Raw genomic sequence first — 21,053 nt, 5'->3', positions numbered from 1 at the left:
CCGCGCTCACCAGGCGATGAGCTTCACCGGCGTCACTCGAAGCACGGTGCTGTAGCGCCGGGCCATCGACTCGAGGGTGAGGTCGAGCGGCGGCAGGTCGGCGGCGTACTTCGCGAGGTAGGCCTCGCCGATGCGGGTGATCCACTCGGATGCGGCGCCGTCGAGCACCTCGACGGTGCCCTGCAGCACGGTGAGCTGCTCTTCGTCGGCGCCCGACTCGAGGTGCACGAGCACCTGCGGGTCGCGCTTCGCGTTCGCGACCTTCACCGCGGCGGGCTCGCTCAGCACGACCACGGCACCCTCGTGCCAGAGGTACCAGACGGGCACGGCGTGCGGAAACCCGCTTCGGCTCGTGCTCGTGAACCAGGCGATGCGCTCGCGTTCGAGGCGCGCGATCGCGCGGGTGTGCACGTCGTTCGAGGGGTCGAGCGTGAGCAGCGTGGCGTCGGCCATTGCGCTCCTTCCGAGGTCGTCATCGCGTCGTCGTCGTTCTGTCAGACCGAGACTACGAGACGACATGGCGTGCAGACGCGATGTGTCGGAAGCGACGCCGGTGATCAGTGCTCAGCGGTCGCGACCGCTGACGTGCGCGCCGGGCCGGTACCGAAGTACCGACCTACCGGAGCGACAGAGCGACAGCGCGACAGCGCGCGGGGCGACAGAGCGGATGCCGCGTCGCGATCAACCTCGCGACGCGGCATCCACGCGGCATCCACGCGGCCTCTCGGTGCGGTCAGTCCTGCAGGTACGCCAGGATCCGCCCGACCGCGTCGGCCCGTGCGGCATCGGACTCGAGCTGTTCGAGTCCGAAGCCGAGCATGATCGAGTCGGCCGCGCGCACGGCCGAGACGATCCCGCCGAGGCCGCGCGTGCGCTCGAAGTCGGTCACGTTGCCCGGGCTCGTCTCGGGAGCTCCGAGCACCGTCCAGGCGCCGAGCCCGGCCTCGAAGCCCTCGGCCTCGGTCGGTGCGCCGGCGACGACGAGCCGCGTGTCATCGACGATGAGCCCGGTCTCGCCCGTCGACGGGTCGGTCACGTAGCTCACGACGATCTCGACCTCTTGACCGGCGAAGGCGCTGAGATCGAACGACACCGGCACCCAGCCATCCGACGTCGTCGTGAACGAGTTCCACTCGCCGGTCGTGCCGGTCGGCAGGCACGGGTCGGCGACCGTCAGGTAGTGCTCGAGCTGCGGATGCTCGTCGACGAGGAAGCCCACCTCGCACTCGGCCGGCAGGTCGGACGTCGTGCCGCCGTTCGCGTCGGGCAGCGTCGTCCAGGCATCCGTGCCCACCTGGCGCGCCTCGACGATCACGTGGTCGTACGCCTCCTCGGTCGAGAACGAGATCTGGGCCTCGAATGCCGGGACATCCGCCGCCGTCACGCCCGTGAGGTCGAAGGTTCGGCCGAGACGCTGGTAGCCGTCGTCGATGTGCGAGGCGGCCATCGCCCACTCGCCCTCGATCGCGATGAACGGCCCCTGCGGGTCGAGGTAGTCGGCGATCGCCGCGCTCTCGAACTGCGGGAACTCGTCGACGGGCAGCACCTCGCTCGTCGGGGCGAGCGCACCCGCCTCATCCACGGCGTTGTCGGCTGTCGCGGGCCCGCCGAAGAGCGACTCGAACCCGTCGAGCGGAAGAGCGGTGCCGAGCACGCCGCCCGCCGCGAGCGACGTGCGGTTGTAGGCGCCGAGCCAGTACTGCGTGAAGTCGTCGGCGTACAGCAGGCAGTCGCTGAAGAGGTCTTCGGTGACGGCGCACGGCTGCTCGGGCGCTCCGTTCAGGCCGTAGTACAGACCGCCGAGCGTGCCGGCGAGCACTCCGTAGTAGCCGGTGGTCTCGCCCGTGTACGCGAGCTTGCCGCCCTCGTTGAGGAAGTCGCGCACCGCGATCGTGAGGTATTGCGTGCGCTCGGCCACCGACAGGTCGGGCAGCGCGCCGCTGCCGACCTCGGTGAGTTCGTCCTCCGGATCCTGGGTCAATCGGTTGTCGCCGAGGTACCAGAGCACGGTGTCGTAGTGGCTGAGCACCGCGAGGTCGTGCGGCACGCCTTGGGCGTCGACATCCCAGACATCGGGGGTCACGCCGTTCGCCTCAAGGGCGGCGACGTGCTCGTCGAGGTACTTCGGCGCGGTCGTGCCGGCCGGGTACGTCGGGTTCACGCCCGTGTAGTCCTCGTTGGCGATCACGAGCACCTCGTTGCCGGTGTCTTGCGCGAGCGTGTACGTGAAGTGCTCGCTCTCGATCTTGCGGAACTTCTCGCCCTTCAGCACGTCGCGAATCGGCGGGAACGCCGAGAACCAGACCTCGACGGAGTCGCCCGGGCTCGCGCCCCGTACGGTACCGCGGTACTCGGCGAGGTAGTCGTCGTTCTCGTCGCCGTAGCGTTCGCCGCCCTGCCACTCCTTCACGAGCGCGAGCTGGCTGCGACCGCCGTTGATGCGGTAGTTCATGAACTTCGCGATCAGGTCGCGCTTGGCGACGACGGCCACGGGCTGCGAGTCGCCGTACGAGACGTCGAACGAGTCGACCGTGAAGTCGGCCGCCTCGCGATCGACGACCGAGACCGGGTCGTTCGGGTCGAGCGCCGACTCCGCCACCGAGAGCGCGAAGGGCACGTTCTTCTCGAACTCGGCCTGGATCAGCCCCTCGTCGTCGGGGAAGTTGAAGCCGCTCTCGCAGTCGTCGGCCTCCCACTGGTCGTCGGGGATCGACTCCGACGCCGATTCGCACGTCGCCATCTCGGGCGTGAAGCCGAGGGAGCCGTACGCCTCCTGCATGTGCCCGTCGGTGTCGCCGTTCGTCACGTAGAGCTCGGCCGAGATGTCGGGGTCGTAGCCCGGCACGGCCGGGTTCGCGTCGTCGCCGACCATCGCCTCGTAGATCACGTCGTCGGGCGACGGGGTCGCGACCTGCCAGCCGAGGCCGTGCAGCAGCAGCTCGGCGGCCGAGTGGTAGTTCACGAAGAACTCGGGCGTGATGCGCGCGAACAGCGAGTCGAGCGCCTGCGTCTCGGGCTCGGAGGCCGGCGCGGGGCCGCGGTAGGTCTCACTCGCCGGGTTCGGCGACGAGCCCTCGTTGTCGTAGCCCCATCGAGTCGGGTAGTTGCGGTTCAGGTCGACGCCGTCGCCGACCGTGATGACGCCGTCGCCGTTGTTGTCGCGCAGGTTCTTGCGCCAGAGCCGCTGGTCCTCCTCGAAGGTGAAGTCGTAGCCGTCGGGGTTCGCCACCGGGATGAACCACATCTCGGTCGTGTTGACGAGCTGCGTGATGCGCGGGTCGGATCCGTAGGAGTTCAGCACCTGGTCGAGCAGTCGCCGCACCATCTCGGGCGTGATCCACTCGCGAGCGTGCTGCGCGGCGACAAACACCGTCGTCGGCAGCTTGCCGTCCTTCGCGCGTGCGGGGTTCTTCGTCACCCGCACGGCGTTGATGTCCTGCCCGTTGACGGTCTGGCCGATCACCTCGAGCTCGGCGATGGTCGGATGCGCCGCGGCCTGCGCCTGCAGTTCCTCCTGCAGCCCGCCCGCGCCCGAATAGCGCCGGAACACGGTGGGGTCGGCCTGCAACGAGCGCTGCGAGGCATCCGGCGCCTTCTGCTCCAGTTCGGTGCCCATCTCGGCGAGTTCCTCGGCCTGCTCGCCCGAGATGATCACCTCGACGGCGAGCTGGTTCGGGTCGCCGTCGCTCGGTGCTGCGACGATGTCACGGCGGTCGACGCCGAGGTCGACGATCGCTGCGAGCCCGTCGGCATCGACGGTGCCCGAATACACCGCGAGATGGTCGTCGCCCGTCGGCGGCGCGGGTTTCGCGACGGCCGGCGCGGCGCTGACGGCCGTGAGGATCAGGGCCGCGGCGGTGGCTGCGGCGAGCTGACGGGCGATGCTGACACGGAACACGGCGAACTCCCTCGTACGCGAATGAACCTTCCTCATCTTTCTCGTCGGGTCCCGGGGCGTCAAGGGGGGCGCGCCGCGTCGGAATCGAGCGGCCTCCGCGACCCGGCGAACCTCCCGATTGCGAGTTCGATGCGGTGTTGCGGAATGCAACACGGGGTCGTAGCGTTGCATTAAGCAACAGAACGATGAGGGGATGACCATGCGAGACCAGCCCGTGCCGGGTCGTGCGCAGCGGCCGGCCGATGCGGCCGGCATCCTGCGCGCCCTCATCGTCATCAGCCGTCGCGGCGTCGCCGACGCCCGCATCGCGAACCTCAGCCTGAGCATGACCGACCAGTCGATCCTCGGCTACATCGTCGACCATCCCGGCAGCCGCTCGGTAGACATCGCGCAGGCGTTCCGCCTGAACCGCTCGACCGTCTCGCGCCAGCTCGCCGAGCTCATGCAGCTCGGCGTCGTGCGCGAGGCGACGGATGCCGCGGGCCGCGGCCGCCCGCTCGAACTCACCGACCCGGGGTGGGCCGCCTACGACGAGGCCATCGGCGTCTTGCAGGGCGTCGTCGACGAGCACCTCGACGGCTGGACCGACGCCGAGGTCGCGCGCTTCGCGCACGACCTGCAGCGCTTCAACCGCGACGCCCCACAAGGCGCAGCAGGAAACGCCCCACAAGGGACAGAAGGAAAGAAGGAACAGCAATGACCGAACTGCGCAACATCACCGTGCTCGGCACCGGAGTGCTCGGCTCGCAGATCGCGTACCAGACCGCCTATCGCGGGTTCGACGTCGTCGCCTACGACATCGACGACGCGGCCCTCGCGACCGCGAAGCAGCGCTTCGACGGTCTCGCCGGCACCTACGTGACGGAGGGCGTCGAGGGCGCCGCCGACGGCAAGGCCCAAGAGGCCCTCGCCCGCATCACCCTCTCGGCCGACCTCGGCGAAGCCGTCGCGAACGCCGACCTCGTGATCGAGGCGATCCCCGAGAACCTCGAGCTGAAGCGCGACACGTACGAGAAGCTCGCCACGCTCGCGCCCGAGCACACGATCTTCGCCACCAACTCCTCGACCCTGCTGCCGAGCGACCTCGCGTCGTTCACCGGCCGCGCCGACCGGTTCCTCGCGCTGCACTTTGCGAACCGGGTCTGGGCGCACAACACCGCCGAGATCATGGGCACCGAGGCCACGAGCCCCGAGGTCTACCAGGCCGTCGTCCGCTTCGCAGAGCAGATCGGCATGGTGCCGATCGAGATCAAGAAGGAGAAGGCGGGCTACCTGCTGAACTCCCTGCTCGTGCCGTTCCTGCAGGCGGGCGGCGAGCTGCTCGTCGACGGCATCGCCGAACCCGAGGCGATCGACAAGACCTGGCGCATCGGCACCGGCGCGCCCATGGGCCCGTTCCAGATCTACGACATCGTCGGCCTCACGACCGCCTACAACATCTCGATGATGGGCGGCCCGAAGCAGCAGGCGTTCGCCGCGCTCATCAAGGAGCGCTACATCGACCAGGGCAAGCTCGGCGTCGCCACGGGCGAGGGCTTCTACAGCTACCCGAAGGGCGAGTGACCGGCGGCGGCGTCAGCGCCGCCCCCGAGTCGTGAGCAGACGGATGCCGCGTCGCGAAGTGATCGCGACGCGGCATCCGTCTGTCGTCGTCTCGTGCTCAGCTCTGCGGTGGCTCGCCGCTCAGCTCTCGGGAGGCTCGCGGCGGCGCTTGCGCGGCTCGTCGAGCCCGAGGTGCACGCGGGTGCGCTTGCGCTCGAAGACGATGAACGCCGCGCCGATCGCCCAGAGCGGCACCTGGGTGAGGAACGCGAGGCGGAACGCCTCGAGGCTGTAGGTCTCGGGAGTGCCGGCGCCCTGCGCGTCCATCGCCATGCCGATCAGCAGGATGGCGAGCAGCGCGGCGAGGAACCCGCCGACGTTCACAATGCCCGTCGCCGTGCTGAGCCGGTGGCTCGGGTTGAAGGTGCGCGCGTGGTCGAAGCCGATCATCGAGGCCGGGCCGCCCGTGCTGAGGGCGAGGGCGAGCACGAAGAGCAGCCACAGCGGCGACGTGCCGGGCCACAGGATGACCGCGAGCCACGCGACCACCTGGAGGGCGACGATCGGCAGCACGAGCATGCTCGATCGCCGCATCGGATGGCGGCTCGAGAGCGCACCGATGACCGGCCCGATCAGCATGCCGGCGATGACGTAGACGCTGAAGATGAGCGACGCCATCGCGGGGGAGAGGCCCTCGCCGACCGTCAGGAACGGGAACCCCCACAGCAGGATGAAGGCGGTGCCCGAGAACGGCGTGGTGAAGTGCGACCAGAACGCGAGGCGCGTCGCCGGGTGCGCCCACGACTCGCGGAAGCCCTGGCGGAGGTCGGCCGATGACGTGACGACGTGCATGGCGCCGGTGGCGGTGTCGACCGACACGTCGCGGTCGCGGCCGGGCGGGCGGTTCCGGATCACGGCGAAGGTCAGCACACTGAAGAGCACGCCCAGCCCGGCGAGGCTGCCGAACGCGACGGTCCAGCTCGTCGCGTGCAGCAGGGCCGCCATCGGCAGGATCGCGAGCAGCTGCCCGGCCTGCCCGACGATGCCGGTGAGCTGCACCATGAACGGCGCCTGCCGCTCGGGGAACCAGACGGCCACCACGCGCAGCACGCTCGGGAAGATCGCCGCGTCGCCCGCGCCGAGCAGCATGCGGGCGAGGATGGCGGTGCCGACGTCGGGCGCGAACGCCATCACGAGCTGCCCGACCGCCATGAGGAACATGCCCGCCGTGATGATCGGCCGCGCGCCGAAGCGGTCGAGCAGGATGCCCACGGGAATCTGCATCGCCCCGTAGACGAAGAGCTGGATGACGGCGAACATCGACAGGGTCGAGGCATCCGCATCGAATCGCACCGCGGCGTCGACGCCCACCGCCGAGAGCGAGGTGCGATTCGTCACCGACAGCATGTAGGCGGCGACGCCGACGCCCCACACCAACCAGAGACGCCAGGGGTGCACGGGCTGGGGCGCGATCGTCACCCCTCCATCCTCTCCCGGCGCGGGCGCACCGCCGACCGGGCGGGGCAGCCTGTCGCGGCGCCGACACAACGAACGAGCGGATGCCCCGACCCCGGGACATCCGCTCGTTCACCTGCGTGGCAGTGCGACTACAGCTCGAACTCGGCCTCGGCCGCCTCCTCGACGACCTCCTCGAGGGGGCGAGGTGCCGGTCGCGTCGTATTGGCCTCCTGCAGCTCGCCGAGCTCGGCGTCGAGGTCGGTCGCCGCCTGCTCGAACTGCGAGTTGTAGAGGCGGTAGTACGCGCCCTTCGCGGCGATGAGCTCCTCGTGGGTGCCCTTCTCGACGATGTCGCCGTGCTCCATCACGAGGATGAGGTCGGCGTCGCGGATCGTCGACAGGCGGTGCGCGATGACGAACGAGGTGCGACCCTCGCGCAGTGCGGCCATCGCGTGCTGCAGCAGCAGTTCGGTGCGGGTGTCGACCGACGAGGTCGCCTCGTCGAGGATGAGCACCGAGGGCCGCGCCACGAACGCTCGCGCGATCGTGATGAGCTGCTTCTCACCGGCGGAGACGTTCGACGCCTCCTCGTCGAGCACCGTGTCGTAGCCGTCGGGCAGCGAGTGCACGAAGCGGTCGACGTAGGTCGCCTGGGCGGCCTCGAGAATCTCGTCGTCGGTCGCCGATTGGCGCCCGTACCGGATGTTCTCGCGAATCGTGCCCGCGAACAGCCACGGGTCCTGCAGCACCATGCCGGTGCGGGCCCGCACGTCGTGCCGGGTCAGCTCGGCGATGTCCTGGCCGTCGAGCAGGATGCGCCCGCCGTCGAGCTCGTAGAACCGCATGATGAGGTTGACGAGCGTCGTCTTGCCGGCGCCCGTCGGGCCGACGATCGCGACCGTCTGCCCGGGCTCGACCCGGAACGACAGGTCGCGGATGAGCGGACGCTCCGGCGTGTACGAGAACGAGACGTTCACGAACTCGATCGTGCCGTCGCCGTCGACCGGCGCCGGCGCGTTGGCCGCGTCGGGCTCCTGCTCGTCGGCGTCGAGCAACTCGAAGACGCGCTCGGCCGAGGCGGTGCCCGATTGCACGACCGCCGCCATGCCGCCGAGCTGCGAGAGCGGCTGCGTGAACTGCTGCGAGTACTGGATGAACGCCTGCACGTCGCCGAGGCGGAGCTGGCCGCTCGCGACCATGAGGCCTCCGAGCACCGCGATGCCCACGTAGGTCAGGTTTCCGATGAACATCATGCCGGGCATGATCGTGCCCGAGAGGAATTGAGCCTTGAACGCGGCGTCGTAGAGCTCCTCGTTCTCGGCGCGGAACTTCTCGCTCGCGTCGCGCTCGCGGCCGAACACCTTGACGAGCGCGTGCCCCGAGAACGACTCCTCGACGCGCGCGTTCAGTCGGCCGACCTTCTTCCACTGCACCCCGAACGCGGCCTGCGACTTCGGCCCGATGACGCCGAAGATGACGGCCATGAGCGGCAACGAGACGAGAGTCACGAGGGCGAGCTGCCATGAGATCGAGAACATCATGACGAGCACGCCGATCACGGTCAGCACGCTCGTGAGCGCGCTCGAGAGCGACTGCTGCATCGTCTGCGTGATGTTGTCGATGTCGTTCGTGACCCGCGAGATGAGCTCGCCCCGCTGCGTCTTGTCGAAGTAGCTGAGCGGCAGGCGGTGCACCTTGGCCTCGACGTCTTCGCGCAGGCGCCACATCGCCCGCACCATGATGACGTTGATGACGTAGCCCTGCACCCACGAGAGCACCGAGGCCACGAGATACAGCACGAGCACCAGGATCACGACCTGGCTGAGTGCCACGAAGTCGATGCCCTCGCCCGGGGTCAGGGTCGCCGCGCCCACGATGTTCGCGAGGTCGTCTTGCCCCGACGCCCGCAGCTGCTCGACGATCTGCTCCTGGGAGACGCCCGCCGGCAGCTGCAGCGAGATGAAGCCCTCGAAGATGATGTTCGTCGCCTCACCGAGCAGCTTCGGTGCGATGACCGTGAGCACGACGCCGATGGCACCGAGCAGCGAGACGAACGCGAACGACCACTTCCAGGGGGCCAGCAGCCCCAGCATGCGGCGGAAGCTCGCGCCGAAGTTCGACGCCTTGCCCGGCGCGACGCTGTCCCAGTCGCCCGAGTTCAGGCGCGCCTGCTCGGCGAGCTCGAACTCGATGCGCTCCTCTTCGGTCATCTCCTTCGGCTCGGCGGTGCCGACGGCGTCACGGGTGCCGGCCTTGCCGGCCCCGCGGCCCGACCCGCGCTCGCGGCGGGGCTTCCGGTCGTTGGTGTCGGTGCTCATGCCTGTGCCTCCACTCCGAGCTGCGATTCGACGATCTGGCGGTACGTCTCGCACGTTCCGAGGAGCTCGTCGTGCGTGCCGATGCCGACCATGCCTCCGTCGTCGAGCACGATGATGCGGTCTGCGTCGGTGATCGTCGACACGCGCTGTGCCACGACGATCTTCGTCACCTCCGGCAGCTCCCGCCAGAGCGCTTGCCGCAGTCTCGCGTCGGTCGTGAGGTCGAGCGCCGAGAACGAGTCGTCGAAGACGAGGATGCCGGGGTTGTGCACGATCGCTCGCGCGATCGCGAGCCGCTGGCGCTGGCCGCCCGACACGTTGGTGCCGCCCTGCGCGATGCGGGCGTTCAGGCCGCCCTCCATCTCGGCGACGAAGTCGCGACCCTGCGCGATCTCGAGCGCCTTCCAGAGCTCTTCGTCCGTGGCATCCTCACGACCGAATCGCAGGTTGGATGCCACGGTGCCGGCGAACAGGAAGGGACGCTGCGGCACGAGGCCGATCGTCGCCCAGAGCCGGTCGAGGTCGGCGTCGCGCACGTCGACGCCGTTGACGAGCACGGAGCCGCCGGTCGCGTCGAAGAGGCGCGGGATGAGCGAGACGAGCGTCGTCTTGCCTGCGCCCGTCGAGCCGACGATCGCGACGGTCTCACCGCGGTCGGCGCGGAACGAGATGCCCGCGAGCACGGGGTGCTGAGCGCCGGGGTAGGCGAACTCGACGTCGCGGTACTCGACCGTGCCGGGCGCCGAGAACTGCGTCACCGGATCGGCGGGCCGCGTGAGCGTGGACTCGCTCGCGAGCACCTCGCCGATGCGCTCGCCCGACACCGCGGCGCGCGGGATCATGATCGTCGTGAACGCGGCCATGAGCACGCCGCCGAGGATGATGCCGACGTACTGCATGAACGCGAAGAGCGTGCCGATCTGCACGTTGCCCTCGTCGACCTCGACCGCGCCGAACCAGATCACGCCGATGACCGTGACGTTGAGCACGAGCATGAAGAGCGGGAACAGCGTGATGAAGAGCGTGCCCACACGACGGCCGACGTCCATGATGTCGGTGTTCGCCCCGCGGAAGCGCTCCTCTTCGATGTTCTCGCGCACGAATGCCCGCACCACGCGGATGCCGGTGAGCTGCTCGCGCAGCACCCGGTTCACCGCGTCGAGCTTGGCCTGGAAGCTGCGGAACAGCGGCACCATGCGGCTGATCACGAAGACGGCGACGACGAGGATGATGAGCACCGCCGTCCAGATCAGCCAGCTGAGTCCGAGGTCTTGCCGCAGCGCCATGATGATGCCGCCGATCGCGAGCAGCGGCGCGCTCACGAGCATGGTGGCGCCGGTCATGGCCAGCATCTGCACCTGCTGCACATCGTTCGTGTTGCGGGTGATGAGCGAGCCCGGGCCGAAGTGCGACACCTCGCGCTCCGAGAAGGCGCTGACCTTGTCGAAGATGTCATTGCGGATGTCGCGACCGACGCGCATCGCGGCCTTCGCCGCGAAGTAGGTGGCGATGATCGCGGCGACGATCTGCGCGAGCGAGATCGCGAGCATGAACGTGCCGGTCGACCAGATGTACGCCGTGTCGCCCTTCGAGACGCCCTGGTCGATGATGTCGGCGTTCAGGCTCGGCAGGTAGAGGCTGGCCAGCGCCGAGATGAACTGGAACACCAGCACACCGAGCAGGAGCCATTTGTAAGGTTTCAGGTATCGGACGAGGATTTTTCCGAGCATGGCGTCTCCATCGCGAGGACTCAGGGAAATCGAGCGGACACCGGCACCCGCGGCGCGTTCTTGCACGCGCGGTATCGGCCAGGGCAGCCGCGCCCCTCGCTCGACCTGCAGCATCGCACCCCCGTACGACATCGCAGCGATTCAGCCTCACATGGGGCGCGATGAGACGCAAGCGCCACGGGGCATCCATCGCCTGCGTTCACCGAGGGCGAAATCCTCGACGACCGGCGCTTTGGCGCGCGTTCGTTGCGTCAGGGCGATGAACGGCGGGAATGGGCGCCGGAGTGCGTCTGCCTGCGCGCGATGCAGGCTGTGGATAACCCCTCGAGCGGCGGGCCGGCTCGCCTAGGGTATTCGCCATGTCCCTCTCTCGCTCCGCGACCCGGCACGGTCGCAGCACCGTCGCCGCGCTCGCCGCAGCCGGGGCCCTCGCGCTGCTGTTGAGCGGGTGCACGAGCGGCGATCCGGCGCCGTCGCAGACGTCTTCGCCTGACGCTGCGGAGCCGATCTTCGCCTCCGACGAGGAGGCCCTCGCGGCTGCGGTCGAGGCGTATGAAGACTTCGCGCTCGTGTCAGACGGACTAAGCGCGAATCCTACTGCCGACTCCTCGGCGATCGAGTCGGTCACCACTCCTCGTTACGCACCAGACTTCATTGCCTCGCTCGCTGAGTTCCACGCCGCGGGGCTGAGGACGACAGGAACAATCGAGCGGCGCGACTTCGAGCTGGCACAGAGCGCAGAGACTCCTGGGCCCGTTGCTGATGTCCAGATGTACGTGTGTGTCGACTACTCACAATCAGGGATCGTGAATTCATCAGGACAGTTCGTTACTCCTGAGGGCCGCCAGCCGCTAACCAGATCGCTCGTTCGCCTCGTCGGTGAGTCTGAGGGATCGAAGCGCCTTCTCGTAGATTCGACGGAGCTATGGGACAACTCGGACGGCTGCTGATAGTTGCAGCGCTCCTGTCGTCGTATGGCGCGGTAGCTACCAGCGCCGGTTGTGAAGACTGGGAAGCGATGGCTGGGGCGTGCGGGGGCTCCAATGAAGGTAGTCATACAGAGCTTTACGCGGAACTTGAAAACTCCGAGCCGGGCAGTCCAGGCGAATCTTCCCCGATTGGGTCGAGCGACGAGGCGACCACGAATGAGGTCAGTTCGCGTGACGACGCGCCGCAGCGGACGATATCGGAGAACTGCAGCCCGCTGAATTGGGCGTTGTGTGCAGGGCTGCCGGCGGCGGAGCCGGAGCCGACGGCACCCGCTCCGGCGGTCGTCGTGACTCTTCGCGACATCGCGTCGTTCGTGCCAGCGAAGCCCGGCAACGGCATGGAGCCGGGCGGTTGGGCGGTCGAAGACCTCCCGGCGAACTTCGTGGCGGCGGCATCCGTGCAGGTGGTGTCGGGCACGCTGCTCGGCCAGCCCGCCGATGTGCGGTTCACGCCCGTCGGCTACCGGTGGTCGCACAGCGACGGCGCCCTCGTCGAAAGTGGGGGCCCCGGTGCTCCGTGGTCGGCGCTCGGGCAGCGCGAGTTCAGCGCGACCGACACGAGCCACGTCTACGCGGAATCCGGCGAGTACACCGTCGCGCTCGACGTCGTGCTGCGCGCCGAGTACCGGTTCGCGGGCTCGGGCTGGCGGTCGATCGCCGGCACGCTCGCCGTGGCTGGCGAGGCCCAACGCGTGCTCGTCGGCACGTTCGACACGGTGCTGACCAACGGCGACTGCAAGGCCAACCCGTCGGGCCCCGGCTGCTAGCGCGAGGCGGCGAAGGTCGGCTCGTACAACGCTCGCAGGCCTGGCAGGCCGTTCGCGGCGAAGGCAGTGCGCTGGCGCGCGGCCCCCGTGCCGTCGCGCAGCAGTCGCTCGAATCCGTCGCGCACGAGCTCCAGGTCGCCGCTCGCCTCGAGGGCGGGCTGCAGCACTCGGAGGGCTCGCTCCAGCGTCTCCTCGGCCGGCCGAAGCTCGGCGAGCACGGGATCGAGCACTTCCGCGCTCAGACCCGAGTGCGCCGAGTGCAGCAGTGACGCGTTCAGGAGTTCGGGCCCGGGCGCCGATTCATCCGTCGGCTGCACCGATCGCGCCCGGCCGAGCCCCTCATCGACGACGCACGAGACGAGTGCGCGGCAGAGCGCCGCGAGCAGCACCGACGACCACGCCTCAAGCTGCGCGTCGGCGACGCGGATCTCGAGGGTCGGCACGTGCGGCGAGAGCCGTGCGTTCCACATGATGATCGCCCGATCCTTCATGCCTCCGATGCCGATGAGCCGCTCGAGCCGACGGTCGTAGTCGGCGCCGTCACGGAAGACCGGCGGGCACCCGGTGGTCGTCCACCGCCGCTGCGCGACGTTGCGCCAGCTCTCATAGCCGGTGTCGTGCCCGCGCCAGATTGGCGAATTGCCGGTCAGCGCGGAGAAGAACGGCAGCCACGTGCGCGACACGTTGAGCGCCCGCACGCCCGCTTCATGATCGGGAATTCCGACGTGCACGTGAAGACCCTGGATCTGGTGGTCGGCGATCACCCCGCCCATGTCGTCGACGATGCGCAGATAGCGGGGCAGATCGGTGACCGTGGGGAAGGCCTGCGCATCGGGCGGCGCACCGATGCTCGCGACGTTCACGCCGAGTCGACCCGCTTCTGCGGCGAGTTCCCGCCGGAACGCGACGAGCGCGGTGTGCGCCTCCTCCATCGAGGTGAACACCGTCGAGGCGTGCTCGACCTGCGACGCGAGGAACTCGCGGTGCGTGATCGGCTTCAACGCCGCTCGGCCCGAGAGGCTGCGGAACGCGCCCGCCGCGACATCCGCAGGTCGCAGCGTCTCGGGGTCGAGGAAGACGAACTCCTCCTCGAGGCCGAACGTCCTCGGCTCACTCGACATTGCAGGTACCTCCTCCCGGCGCTGCTCGAACTCTGCTCAACCCGCCCGCGAGTGTCAAGCCCTTGAGAGAAGGGAGGGCCTCGTCAGTCGAGAATCGCGCCCCGGCTTCGACATACTGGTGGGAGCGCGGTTCTGCCTCCCGAGAGAAGGAGCGATTCCGATGAAGTACCTGATCCAGATCTACAGCAACCCCGCCTCGCGGGCCGTGTGGAACGGCTTCACGCCCGAGCAGCAGGCCGAGGGATACGAGTACTACCAGGGCATCAGCGACGATCTCGCCTCGAGCGGGGAGTTCGTCGCCGGCGAGGCGCTCGCCGACATCTCACTCGCCAAGCGCGTCACGCACGACGACGCCGGCACGGTCGCCAGCGACGGGCCGTTCGCCGAGACGAAGGAGCTGCTCGCCGGGTTCTACCTCGTCGATTGCGAGAGCGAGACGCGAGCCGTCGAGATCGCCGCACGCTTCCCCGAGTCGCAGTTCGGCCTCGTCGAGGTGCGCCCCGTGCTCGAGATGGCCTCGGGCTCCGACGTGTGACGAGGCGGGACGAGACGCGACCGGAGACACGACCTGAGGCACGACCTGAGGAGGCGTGACGAGGAATGCCTGAGTCCGACGCCGTCCGGGCGCTGCGAGCAGCCGCACCATCGGCGCTCGCGGTGCTCGTGCGGCGGTACGGCGACTTCGCGGCCTGCGAAGACGCCGTGCAGGAGGCCCTCATCGCGGCCGCCGCCCAGTGGCCGCGCGACGGGGTGCCCGACAGTCCTCGGGCGTGGCTCGTGCGCGTCGCCTCGCGCCGCTACATCGACGAGGTGCGAGCGGATGTCGCGCGCCGCCGCCGAGAGTCGCGCGCCGTCGAGCTCGAACCCGAGCCGGCCCCCGTGGCCGCGGTCGACGACACGCTCACCCTGTTCCTCCTGTGCTGCCACCCGGCTCTCAGCCGGCCGGCGCAGCTCGTGCTCACGCTGCGCGCCGTCGGCGGACTCTCGACCGCCGAGATCAGTCGCGCCCTGCTGCTGCCCGAGGCGACGGTCGCCCAGCGCATCTCGCGCGCGAAGGCCCGCATCAGGGCGAGCGGCGAGGGCTTCCGGATGCCGCAGCCGACCGAACTCGACGGGCGCCTCGCGGCGCTGCGGCAGGTGCTCTACCTGATCTTCACCGAGGGCCACACGGCGAGCTCGGGCGACGAGCTCGCGCGCGTCGACCTCTCTGCCGAGGCGATCCGGCTCACCAGGCAGCTGCAGGCGTCCGATCCCGACGCTTCGGGGGAGACGACCGGGCTCCTCGCCCTCATGCTGCTCACCGATGCGCGCCGGGCCGCCCGGTCCGACGGGGCCGGCGGGCTCGTGCCGCTCGACGAGCAGGACCGCGCCCGCTGGGATCGCGGCATGATCGACGAGGGCGTCGCCCTCATCACCGAGGTGCTCGATCACGCCCCGATCGGCCCGTACCAGTTGCAGGCGGCGATCGCGGCCGTGCACGACGAGGCTCCGTCGAGCGTCGACACCGACTGGATCGAGATCCTCGGCCTCTACGAGCTGCTCGATCGCCTCGCGCCCGGCCCCATGGTCGCGCTCGGGCGCATCGTCGCGCTCGCCATGGTCGAAGGGCCGCAGGCGGGGTTGGCGGCGCTCGAGGCATCCGAATCGGCTGCAGGGGCCGCGGGCGCCGCGCTCGCCGAGCATCACCGCACCTGGGCGGTGCGCGCCCACCTGCTCGAACGATCGGGCGCCGCGGATGCCGCATCGCTCGCGTTCGCCGAGGCGGCCCGCCGCACCCTGAACGGCCCGGAGCAGCGCTACCTCGCGTCGAAGGCCGAGCGGCTGCGGGCGCGGAGCTAAGCGCGGAACGCGGTCAGCGCGGGAGCATCAAGTTCGCGATCCCGAGACGATGCTCGAGAGCAGAGCGAGAGCAGAGCGAGAGCAGAGCGAGAGCAGAGCGAGAGCAGAGCGAGAGCAGAGCGAGAGCAGAGCGAGAGCAGGGCGAATGCGACGAGCGGGCCGGGGCTCACGCGACCCGGTCGTTCCGCTCCTTCTTCTGCAGCCGGATGGCGCGCACGGCGAGCTGCACCGCCGCGATCACAACAAGCGCCGAGAACAACCACGTCGACCACTCGGGCGAGAGCAGGTGTGCGAGCGCGACGCCACCGAACGATGCCGCGGTCGCCGCGATGCCGGCGATGATGCCGGCGCGAAGGTCGACGACGCCGCCGCGGGCGTTCGTGATGGTGCCGCTGACCGCGGTGGGGATCATCACGGCGAGCGAGGTGCCCTTGGCGACCAGGTCGCTCATGCCGAAGAAGAGGATGAACGCCGGCACCATGACGAGGCCGCCGCCGATGCCGAAGAGGCCGGAGGCGACGCCGATCACGAGACCGAGCGCGACCATGCCGAGGATCGTGAGCGCGTCGAGCTCGAGATGCGCGGCTGTGCGTTCGGGCACGACGAGGAGCATGCGCACCGCGACGGCGACGAGCAGGGCGATGAACATCCAGCGCAGCCAGCCGAGCGGCAGACGGCGAAGCAGCCGGGCTCCGGCCCACGAGCCGATGATGCCGCCCGCCGCCACGAAGAAGGCCGGAATCAGGTCGACCTCGCCGCTCGCGAAGTAGGCGATCGAGCCGGCGATCGCCGTCGGCACGATCGCGGCGAGCGAGGTGGCCGAGGCCCGGCGTTGGTCCATGCCGGCGAAGGTCACGAACAACGGCACCATGAGGATGCCGCCGCCGACGCCGAACATGCCCGACAGCAGCCCGCCGATCGCGCCGATCAGCGCGAGGCGCAGCCAGGTGACGCGTCGGTCGGCCGCGGCGGGCGAGTCGGCGGTGGTCACCCGCCTACTGTACTGGCGGGAGGCCCTGAGCTCTTCTGTGCGGGCGCCCGCGCAGAGTCACGCGGCCCGATCGGGCAGCGCGGCTGCGAGGGCGGGCTCGTGCTCGGGCGTGGGCGTGGGCGCAGGCTCGGGCATCGGGTCGAACTCGGCATCCGTCACCGGGGTGAGGCGGCTCTCGCGGAGCGACTCGGCGACGAGACCCGCACGTCGCACGCCGCGGGCGACCATCACGATCACGACGCCGAGCACCGCGCCCGCCGTGTTCATCACGAGGTCGCGCGGGTCGGAGATGCGTTCGGGTTCCGGCACCTGCACGAGCTCGATGACGGCCGTGAAGCCGAAGCCGGCGAGCATCGCGAGCGGCCACCGGCGGCGCGAGATGAGCAATGCTGCCAGCATGCCGACGGGAACGAAGATCGCCACGTTGAACGCGATCTCGGCGAGGTATCCGGTCGTCCAGGTGACCGGTGCGGTCCAGGCCGCCGGGTTCAGGATGCCGCCGTCGAGCTGGTGCCCTGATGTGCGCCACGGCGCCGGTCCGATCGTCGCCCACAGCACGGCCGTCGCGTATGCAGCAGCGACGAGACCGAGGGGGCGGCGGTTCATCCCCCGATTGTCCACCTTCTCGCTGGAGGCCCGCTGGCATTTCGCCGAGTGTCGGTTCGTGGCGAAGAATTCGGCCGAAACTCTTCCCAGGTCACGATTCGATCGCGTAGCGTGTGAACCTGAACGCTACCCGATAGGGTGTGTTCACTGATTCCTCCATCAAGCGGGCGCTCGCCCGTGCCTCCATCTGATTGCCCGGAGGCGGACCGATCCGCGTGGCATGACCCGATACGAGACGACGGATGCCGGAGTGCATTCCGCCCCTCGCCCCCCGCTCCGTCGGCAACCCGCCAGCGGGGCAGCGATCGACCGTCGATCGCATCGGGCTTGCACCAGCAGCCCATACGACAGAAGGACAGCAGTATGGCAACCGGAACCGTCAAGTGGTTCAACGCCGAAAAGGGCTTCGGCTTCATCGCTCCCGACGACGGCTCGGCCGACGTCTTCGCGCACTTCAGCGCCATCTCGGGCAACGGCTACCGTTCGCTCGAAGAGGGCCAGAAGGTCGAGTTCGAGGTCGCACAGGGCCCGAAGGGTCTGCAGGCCGAGAACATCCGCGGCCTCTAAGCCTCGGAGCGCACCACGAGAACGCCCCCGCAGCACGCGCTGCGGGGGCGTTCGCCTTTCGCGGCGCGCGGTCAGTGCACGATTAGTCCGCTGGTGAGGATGCCGCGGCATCCACCTCATCGCGCCATGAATGCTTCGGCTCGAACCCGAGGTGACGCCGCGCCTTCTCGATGGAGAGCAGGGTGTCGTTGACGCCGAGTTCGCCGCGCACCTCGACGCCGGGGAACACCTCGGCGACGAGTTCGTCGTTGGACCGCGACATCACCGTGTCGGCCGCGGCGATGATGTACCGCTCGAAACCCGGCCCGGCGTTCGCGAGCGCGAGGCTCACGGCCTGCGCGCCGTCGCGTCCGTCGATGTAGCCCCAGAGGTTCCACTTGCGCAGCATCGCGTCGGCGTCGAACGACGGGAAGGCCGCGTAGTCGGCGGGGTCCATGACGTTCGAGAAGCGCAGCGCGGTGATCGAGAGCTCGGGATTCCAGCGCACGAGCTCGATCGCCAGTTGTTCCTCGAGGTGCTTGACGAGCGAGTACGTGCTCTCCGGACGCGCGGGGTACTCCTCGTCGACGGGGATGTAGGGCGGCGGCACGTCGAACGGAAGGCCCAGCACCGTCTCGCTCGAGGCGTACACGATGCGCGTGATGCCGAGTCGGCGTGCCGCTTGGAACACGTTGAACGTCGAGGTGATGTTGTTGTGGAAGGTCGCGATGTCGCTCGAGAGCCCCGGTGCCGGGATCGCCGCGAGGTGCACGATCGCGTCGACGCCGGTGTGGCGATCGTCGACGCCGGCGATGGCGTCGATCACCTGGCCGTAGTCGGTGAGATCGATCCGCGTGAAGGTCCAGGGGGTCCCCTGCTGATCGAGGTTCACGACCTCGTGTCCCTCGTCGCTGAGGGTGCGGACGACGGTGCGGCCGAGCTTTCCCGAGCCTCCGGTGACGACGATGCGCATGCGCCCAGTCTGTCATCGGCGCGCCGAGTCTGAATGTTCTCAGCGCCTTCCCATGGGAATCGGCTAGAGTCGAATCATCTGCAGCGGGTGTTCTACCCGCGTGACACGGCTGGGAAGTCGATTACCAGTCGGGACCAAGCAACATCTCTGACACTGAAACTCTCGGTGCGATTCGGGCGACGAAGCCCCGCACCGGATCCGCGGATATCACGCGGAGCTACACCGCACTCTCCCGGGTCGTGCGAGAATCAGGCCTGCTGAACCGCACTCGCTGGTTCTACCTCGCTCTCGTCTCCCTCCTCGTTCTCGCCCTCGGCGGCGCCGTCACCGGCTTCATCCTGCTCGGCGACTCCTGGTTCCAGCTGCTCATCGCCGGCGCGCTCGGCCTGATCTTCACGCAGTTCGCCTTCCTCGCCCACGAGGCCTCGCACCGTCAGGTGCTGGAGTCGGGCCCCAACAACGACCGCGTCGGCCGCATCCTCGCCGCCGGGGTCGTGGGCATCAGCTACTCGTGGTGGATGACGAAGCACACGCGTCACCACGCCAACCCGAACAAGATCGGCAAAGACCCCGACATCGACTTCGACACGATCTCGTTCACCGAGACCGATGCCGCGAAGCAGCGCGGGCTGCTCGCCCTGATCACGCGCAAGCAGGGGTACCTCTTCTTCCCGCTGCTCATGCTCGAGGGCCTGAACCTGCACTACCGCTCGATCCGCACGCTCTTCGAGCGGGGCCCTGTCAAAGGCCGCTGGATCGAGCTGAGTCTCATCGCCGTGCGGTTCACGGTGTACCTCGGAGCGATCTTCTGGGTGCTGCCGCTCGGCATGGCCTTCGCCTTCCTCGGCGTGCAGCTCGCCGTGTTCGGCGTCTACATGGGCGCCTCGTTCGCGCCGAACCACAAGGGCATGCCGATCATCCCGGCCGACGCGAAGCTCGACTTCTTCTCGAAGCAGGTGCTCACCTCGCGCAACGTCTCGGGCGGCCTGTGGGCGAGCGCCCTCCTCGGCGGACTCAACTACCAGGTCGAGCACCACCTGTTCCCGAACATGCCGCGGCCGCACCTCGCCAGGGCGCGCGAGATCGTGCGTGAGCACTGCCGCACCCTCGACGTGCCCTACACCGAGACGACGCTCATGAAGTCGTACGGTATCGTCATCGAATACCTCAACCGCGTGGGCCTCTCCGCCCGCGATCCCTTCGATTGCCCGATGGTGAACCAATTCCGTCGAGTCTGATCATCCCGTGCGGCTCGCACTCGTCGAGACCCGCACCCACACACTTCCGGCGGCGGACGTCGCCGTCGGAACCCCGCACGACCTGAGGTCGTGCACGTCGCAGCCGTTTCGGCGGCTCGGCTTTACAGAAGGAAAAGAATATGGCAACCGGAACCGTCAAGTGGTTCAACGCCGACAAGGGCTTCGGCTTCATCGCTCCTGACGACGGCTCGGCCGACGTCTTCGCGCACTTCAGCGCGATCGCATCGGGCGGCTACCGCTCGCTCGAGGAGAACCAGAAGGTCGAATTCGAGACCGCTCGCGGCCCCAAGGGCCTGCAGGCCGAGAACATCACGGTCATTTCGTAAGTTCTCGAATCCCTTTCGATCGGGGGGTCGGCGCGCTGAGCGTGTCGACACCCGGTCCACGAGCGGATGTCGCGGCAGCCGCCTCTTCGTGAGGCAGGCGCCGCGGCATCCGCTCGCTGCGTTTGGGGGTCAGGTCGCTCGGTCGATCAGGCCCGCCAGTCTCCGTCGGTCGAGTGGCCGGCCGACCGGCCGTATCGAGACCGCAGGGCGTCTTCAAAGCTTCGCTCCCTAGGCTCGGGCACGCCGACAGCCCGATCGATCCGGTCGGCCCCGAAGGAGGAGCCCCCATGCAGTGCCCCAGTGACGGAACCCTGCTCGTGATGAGTGAGCGCAGCGGCATCGAGATCGACTACTGCCCGAACTGCCGCGGCGTCTGGCTCGACCGGGGCGAGCTCGACAAGATCGTCGAGCGTGGCGCGCGCGAGTTCGGCGGGCAGCCCCAGGCCGCATCTGCTCCGCAGGCCGCGCCTGCTGCCGCACCCATACAGCCGCCGGCCCCCGCGTACGGACAGCCTTCGTACCAGCAGCCGTATGACAACCGCGGGTATGACAACCGTGGACATGACGCCCGTGGACATGACAACCGTGGGTACGGCGACCAGGGCTACCCGCGCAAGAAGAAAAAGGAGAGCTGGCTCTCCGAACTCTTCGACTGATCCTGTGCGAACGGATGCCGAGCGTGCGCGAGTA

19 protein-coding genes are annotated in these 21,053 nt (G+C 68.9%); 10 read left to right on the top strand and 9 right to left on the bottom strand.

Annotation, left to right across the window (positions count from 1 at the left end):
- Positions 1–6: 6 nt before the first annotated feature.
- Together DCE93_RS12410 and DCE93_RS12405 are read right to left on the bottom strand one after the other, a co-directional pair.
- Entirely contained in the window at positions 7–453 is a 447-nt protein-coding gene (locus tag DCE93_RS12410) for a pyridoxamine 5'-phosphate oxidase family protein (RefSeq protein WP_165906024.1), read from the bottom strand.
- Positions 454–733: 280 nt separating this feature from the next.
- Positions 734–3,898: a M14 family metallopeptidase gene (locus tag DCE93_RS12405; RefSeq protein ID WP_205647434.1), complete on the bottom strand. Its 3,165-nt coding sequence runs from the start codon at positions 3,896–3,898 to the stop codon at positions 734–736.
- Positions 3,899–4,097: 199 nt separating this feature from the next.
- Between DCE93_RS12405 and DCE93_RS12400 the strand changes: the two genes are divergently transcribed.
- Positions 4,098–4,598: a MarR family winged helix-turn-helix transcriptional regulator gene (locus tag DCE93_RS12400; protein ID WP_168186224.1), complete on the top strand. Its 501-nt coding sequence runs from the start codon at positions 4,098–4,100 to the stop codon at positions 4,596–4,598.
- Positions 4,595–5,461, top strand: a complete 867-nt coding sequence (locus DCE93_RS12395) for a 3-hydroxyacyl-CoA dehydrogenase (protein ID WP_108596145.1) — start codon at positions 4,595–4,597, stop codon at positions 5,459–5,461. The genes DCE93_RS12400 and DCE93_RS12395 overlap by 4 nt, the downstream gene beginning before the upstream one ends.
- A 120-nt stretch (positions 5,462–5,581) precedes the next feature.
- Here DCE93_RS12395 and DCE93_RS12390 read toward each other — a convergent pair whose 3' ends face one another.
- The 3 genes from DCE93_RS12390 to DCE93_RS12380 all read right to left on the bottom strand — a co-directional run bounded on the left by DCE93_RS12390 (position 5,582) and on the right by DCE93_RS12380 (position 10,946).
- The gene (locus DCE93_RS12390) at positions 5,582–6,847 is read right to left on the bottom strand and encodes an MFS transporter (RefSeq protein ID WP_108596768.1); all 1,266 of its coding nucleotides are present in this window, start codon (positions 6,845–6,847) and stop codon (positions 5,582–5,584) included.
- Between the two features lie 200 nt (positions 6,848–7,047).
- Positions 7,048–9,108, bottom strand: coding sequence for an ABC transporter ATP-binding protein (locus DCE93_RS12385; RefSeq protein WP_108596767.1), 2,061 nt, complete (start codon positions 9,106–9,108; stop codon positions 7,048–7,050).
- A 104-nt stretch (positions 9,109–9,212) separates the two neighbouring features.
- The gene (locus DCE93_RS12380; RefSeq protein ID WP_108596144.1) at positions 9,213–10,946 is read right to left on the bottom strand and encodes an ABC transporter ATP-binding protein; all 1,734 of its coding nucleotides are present in this window, start codon (positions 10,944–10,946) and stop codon (positions 9,213–9,215) included.
- Positions 10,947–11,305: 359 nt separating this feature from the next.
- Between DCE93_RS12380 and DCE93_RS12375 the strand changes: the two genes are divergently transcribed.
- Together DCE93_RS12375 and DCE93_RS12370 are read left to right on the top strand one after the other, a co-directional pair.
- Positions 11,306–11,896 carry a hypothetical protein gene (locus tag DCE93_RS12375; RefSeq protein WP_108596143.1) on the top strand — a complete coding sequence of 197 codons (591 nt, stop codon included), beginning with the start codon at positions 11,306–11,308 and terminating at the stop codon, positions 11,894–11,896.
- A 326-nt stretch (positions 11,897–12,222) separates the two neighbouring features.
- Positions 12,223–12,702 (top strand): hypothetical protein, encoded by a 480-nt coding sequence (locus DCE93_RS12370; RefSeq protein ID WP_108596142.1) that lies wholly within the window; start codon positions 12,223–12,225, stop codon positions 12,700–12,702.
- Here the strand turns inward: DCE93_RS12370 and DCE93_RS12365 are convergent.
- On the bottom strand, positions 12,699–13,823 hold the full coding sequence (locus tag DCE93_RS12365) for a carboxylate-amine ligase (protein ID WP_108596141.1): 1,125 nt from the start codon (positions 13,821–13,823) through the stop codon (positions 12,699–12,701). The genes DCE93_RS12370 and DCE93_RS12365 overlap by 4 nt on opposite strands.
- A 160-nt stretch (positions 13,824–13,983) precedes the next feature.
- Here DCE93_RS12365 and DCE93_RS12360 point away from each other — a divergent pair, with 160 nt between their 5' ends.
- Positions 13,984–14,358 carry a YciI family protein gene (locus DCE93_RS12360; protein ID WP_108596140.1) on the top strand — a complete coding sequence of 125 codons (375 nt, stop codon included), beginning with the start codon at positions 13,984–13,986 and terminating at the stop codon, positions 14,356–14,358.
- 65 nt (positions 14,359–14,423) lie between these two features.
- On the top strand, positions 14,424–15,662 hold the full coding sequence (locus DCE93_RS12355) for an RNA polymerase sigma factor (protein WP_108596139.1): 1,239 nt from the start codon (positions 14,424–14,426) through the stop codon (positions 15,660–15,662).
- A gap of 166 nt (positions 15,663–15,828) precedes the next feature.
- Here DCE93_RS12355 and DCE93_RS12350 read toward each other — a convergent pair whose 3' ends face one another.
- Together DCE93_RS12350 and DCE93_RS12345 are read right to left on the bottom strand one after the other, a co-directional pair.
- Positions 15,829–16,653 (bottom strand): sulfite exporter TauE/SafE family protein, encoded by an 825-nt coding sequence (locus tag DCE93_RS12350; RefSeq protein ID WP_244284167.1) that lies wholly within the window; start codon positions 16,651–16,653, stop codon positions 15,829–15,831.
- A gap of 57 nt (positions 16,654–16,710) precedes the next feature.
- A complete protein-coding gene (locus tag DCE93_RS12345; RefSeq protein ID WP_108596138.1) occupies positions 16,711–17,259 on the bottom strand; it encodes a VanZ family protein in 549 nt (182 codons plus the stop codon).
- A 363-nt stretch (positions 17,260–17,622) separates the two neighbouring features.
- On the opposite strand from DCE93_RS12345, the gene DCE93_RS12340 reads away from it, so the two are divergent.
- Positions 17,623–17,826: a cold-shock protein gene (locus DCE93_RS12340; protein WP_022893782.1), complete on the top strand. Its 204-nt coding sequence runs from the start codon at positions 17,623–17,625 to the stop codon at positions 17,824–17,826.
- Positions 17,827–17,908: 82 nt separating this feature from the next.
- Here the strand turns inward: DCE93_RS12340 and DCE93_RS12335 are convergent, their stop codons facing one another.
- Complete coding sequence (locus DCE93_RS12335) at positions 17,909–18,778, bottom strand: NAD-dependent epimerase/dehydratase family protein (RefSeq protein WP_108596137.1); 870 nt, start codon at positions 18,776–18,778, stop codon at positions 17,909–17,911.
- Positions 18,779–18,921: 143 nt separating this feature from the next.
- Here DCE93_RS12335 and DCE93_RS12330 point away from each other — a divergent pair, with 143 nt between their 5' ends.
- From DCE93_RS12330 to DCE93_RS12320, 3 genes are all read left to right on the top strand, one after another.
- Entirely contained in the window at positions 18,922–20,016 is a 1,095-nt protein-coding gene (locus DCE93_RS12330; RefSeq protein ID WP_108596136.1) for a fatty acid desaturase family protein, read from the top strand.
- 140 nt (positions 20,017–20,156) lie between these two features.
- Complete coding sequence (locus tag DCE93_RS12325; protein WP_022893778.1) at positions 20,157–20,363, top strand: cold-shock protein; 207 nt, start codon at positions 20,157–20,159, stop codon at positions 20,361–20,363.
- A 287-nt stretch (positions 20,364–20,650) separates the two neighbouring features.
- Positions 20,651–21,019, top strand: a complete 369-nt coding sequence (locus tag DCE93_RS12320) for a TFIIB-type zinc ribbon-containing protein (RefSeq protein WP_108596135.1) — start codon at positions 20,651–20,653, stop codon at positions 21,017–21,019.
- The last annotated feature ends 34 nt before the right edge of the window (positions 21,020–21,053 follow it).

This window comes from Agromyces badenianii, assembly GCF_003070885.1.
In the GTDB taxonomy this organism is placed as follows: domain Bacteria; phylum Actinomycetota; class Actinomycetes; order Actinomycetales; family Microbacteriaceae; genus Agromyces; species Agromyces badenianii.
Note: the sequence above shows the minus strand (reverse complement) of the source record. Positions and strands in the feature narration are given on the sequence as shown.

Excerpts from the sequence above, each read along its gene's own strand:
- DCE93_RS12410 (WP_165906024.1), bottom strand. The coding sequence starts at position 453 with ATGGCCGACGCCACGCTGCTCACGCTCGACCCCTCGAACGACGTGCAC.
- DCE93_RS12400 (WP_168186224.1), top strand. The coding sequence starts at position 4,098 with ATGCGAGACCAGCCCGTGCCGGGTCGTGCGCAGCGGCCGGCCGATGCG.
- DCE93_RS12395 (WP_108596145.1), top strand. The coding sequence starts at position 4,595 with ATGACCGAACTGCGCAACATCACCGTGCTCGGCACCGGAGTGCTCGGC.
- DCE93_RS12390 (WP_108596768.1), bottom strand. The coding sequence starts at position 6,847 with ATGCTGTCGGTGACGAATCGCACCTCGCTCTCGGCGGTGGGCGTCGAC.
- DCE93_RS12385 (WP_108596767.1), bottom strand. The coding sequence starts at position 9,108 with ATGACCGAAGAGGAGCGCATCGAGTTCGAGCTCGCCGAGCAGGCGCGC.
- DCE93_RS12380 (WP_108596144.1), bottom strand. The coding sequence starts at position 10,946 with ATGCTCGGAAAAATCCTCGTCCGATACCTGAAACCTTACAAATGGCTC.
- DCE93_RS12375 (WP_108596143.1), top strand. The coding sequence starts at position 11,306 with ATGTCCCTCTCTCGCTCCGCGACCCGGCACGGTCGCAGCACCGTCGCC.
- DCE93_RS12365 (WP_108596141.1), bottom strand. The coding sequence starts at position 13,823 with ATGTCGAGTGAGCCGAGGACGTTCGGCCTCGAGGAGGAGTTCGTCTTC.
- DCE93_RS12360 (WP_108596140.1), top strand. The coding sequence starts at position 13,984 with ATGAAGTACCTGATCCAGATCTACAGCAACCCCGCCTCGCGGGCCGTG.
- DCE93_RS12355 (WP_108596139.1), top strand. The coding sequence starts at position 14,424 with ATGCCTGAGTCCGACGCCGTCCGGGCGCTGCGAGCAGCCGCACCATCG.
- DCE93_RS12345 (WP_108596138.1), bottom strand. The coding sequence starts at position 17,259 with ATGAACCGCCGCCCCCTCGGTCTCGTCGCTGCTGCATACGCGACGGCC.
- DCE93_RS12340 (WP_022893782.1), top strand. The coding sequence starts at position 17,623 with ATGGCAACCGGAACCGTCAAGTGGTTCAACGCCGAAAAGGGCTTCGGC.
- DCE93_RS12335 (WP_108596137.1), bottom strand. The coding sequence starts at position 18,778 with ATGCGCATCGTCGTCACCGGAGGCTCGGGAAAGCTCGGCCGCACCGTC.
- DCE93_RS12325 (WP_022893778.1), top strand. The coding sequence starts at position 20,157 with ATGGCAACCGGAACCGTCAAGTGGTTCAACGCCGACAAGGGCTTCGGC.
- DCE93_RS12320 (WP_108596135.1), top strand. The coding sequence starts at position 20,651 with ATGCAGTGCCCCAGTGACGGAACCCTGCTCGTGATGAGTGAGCGCAGC.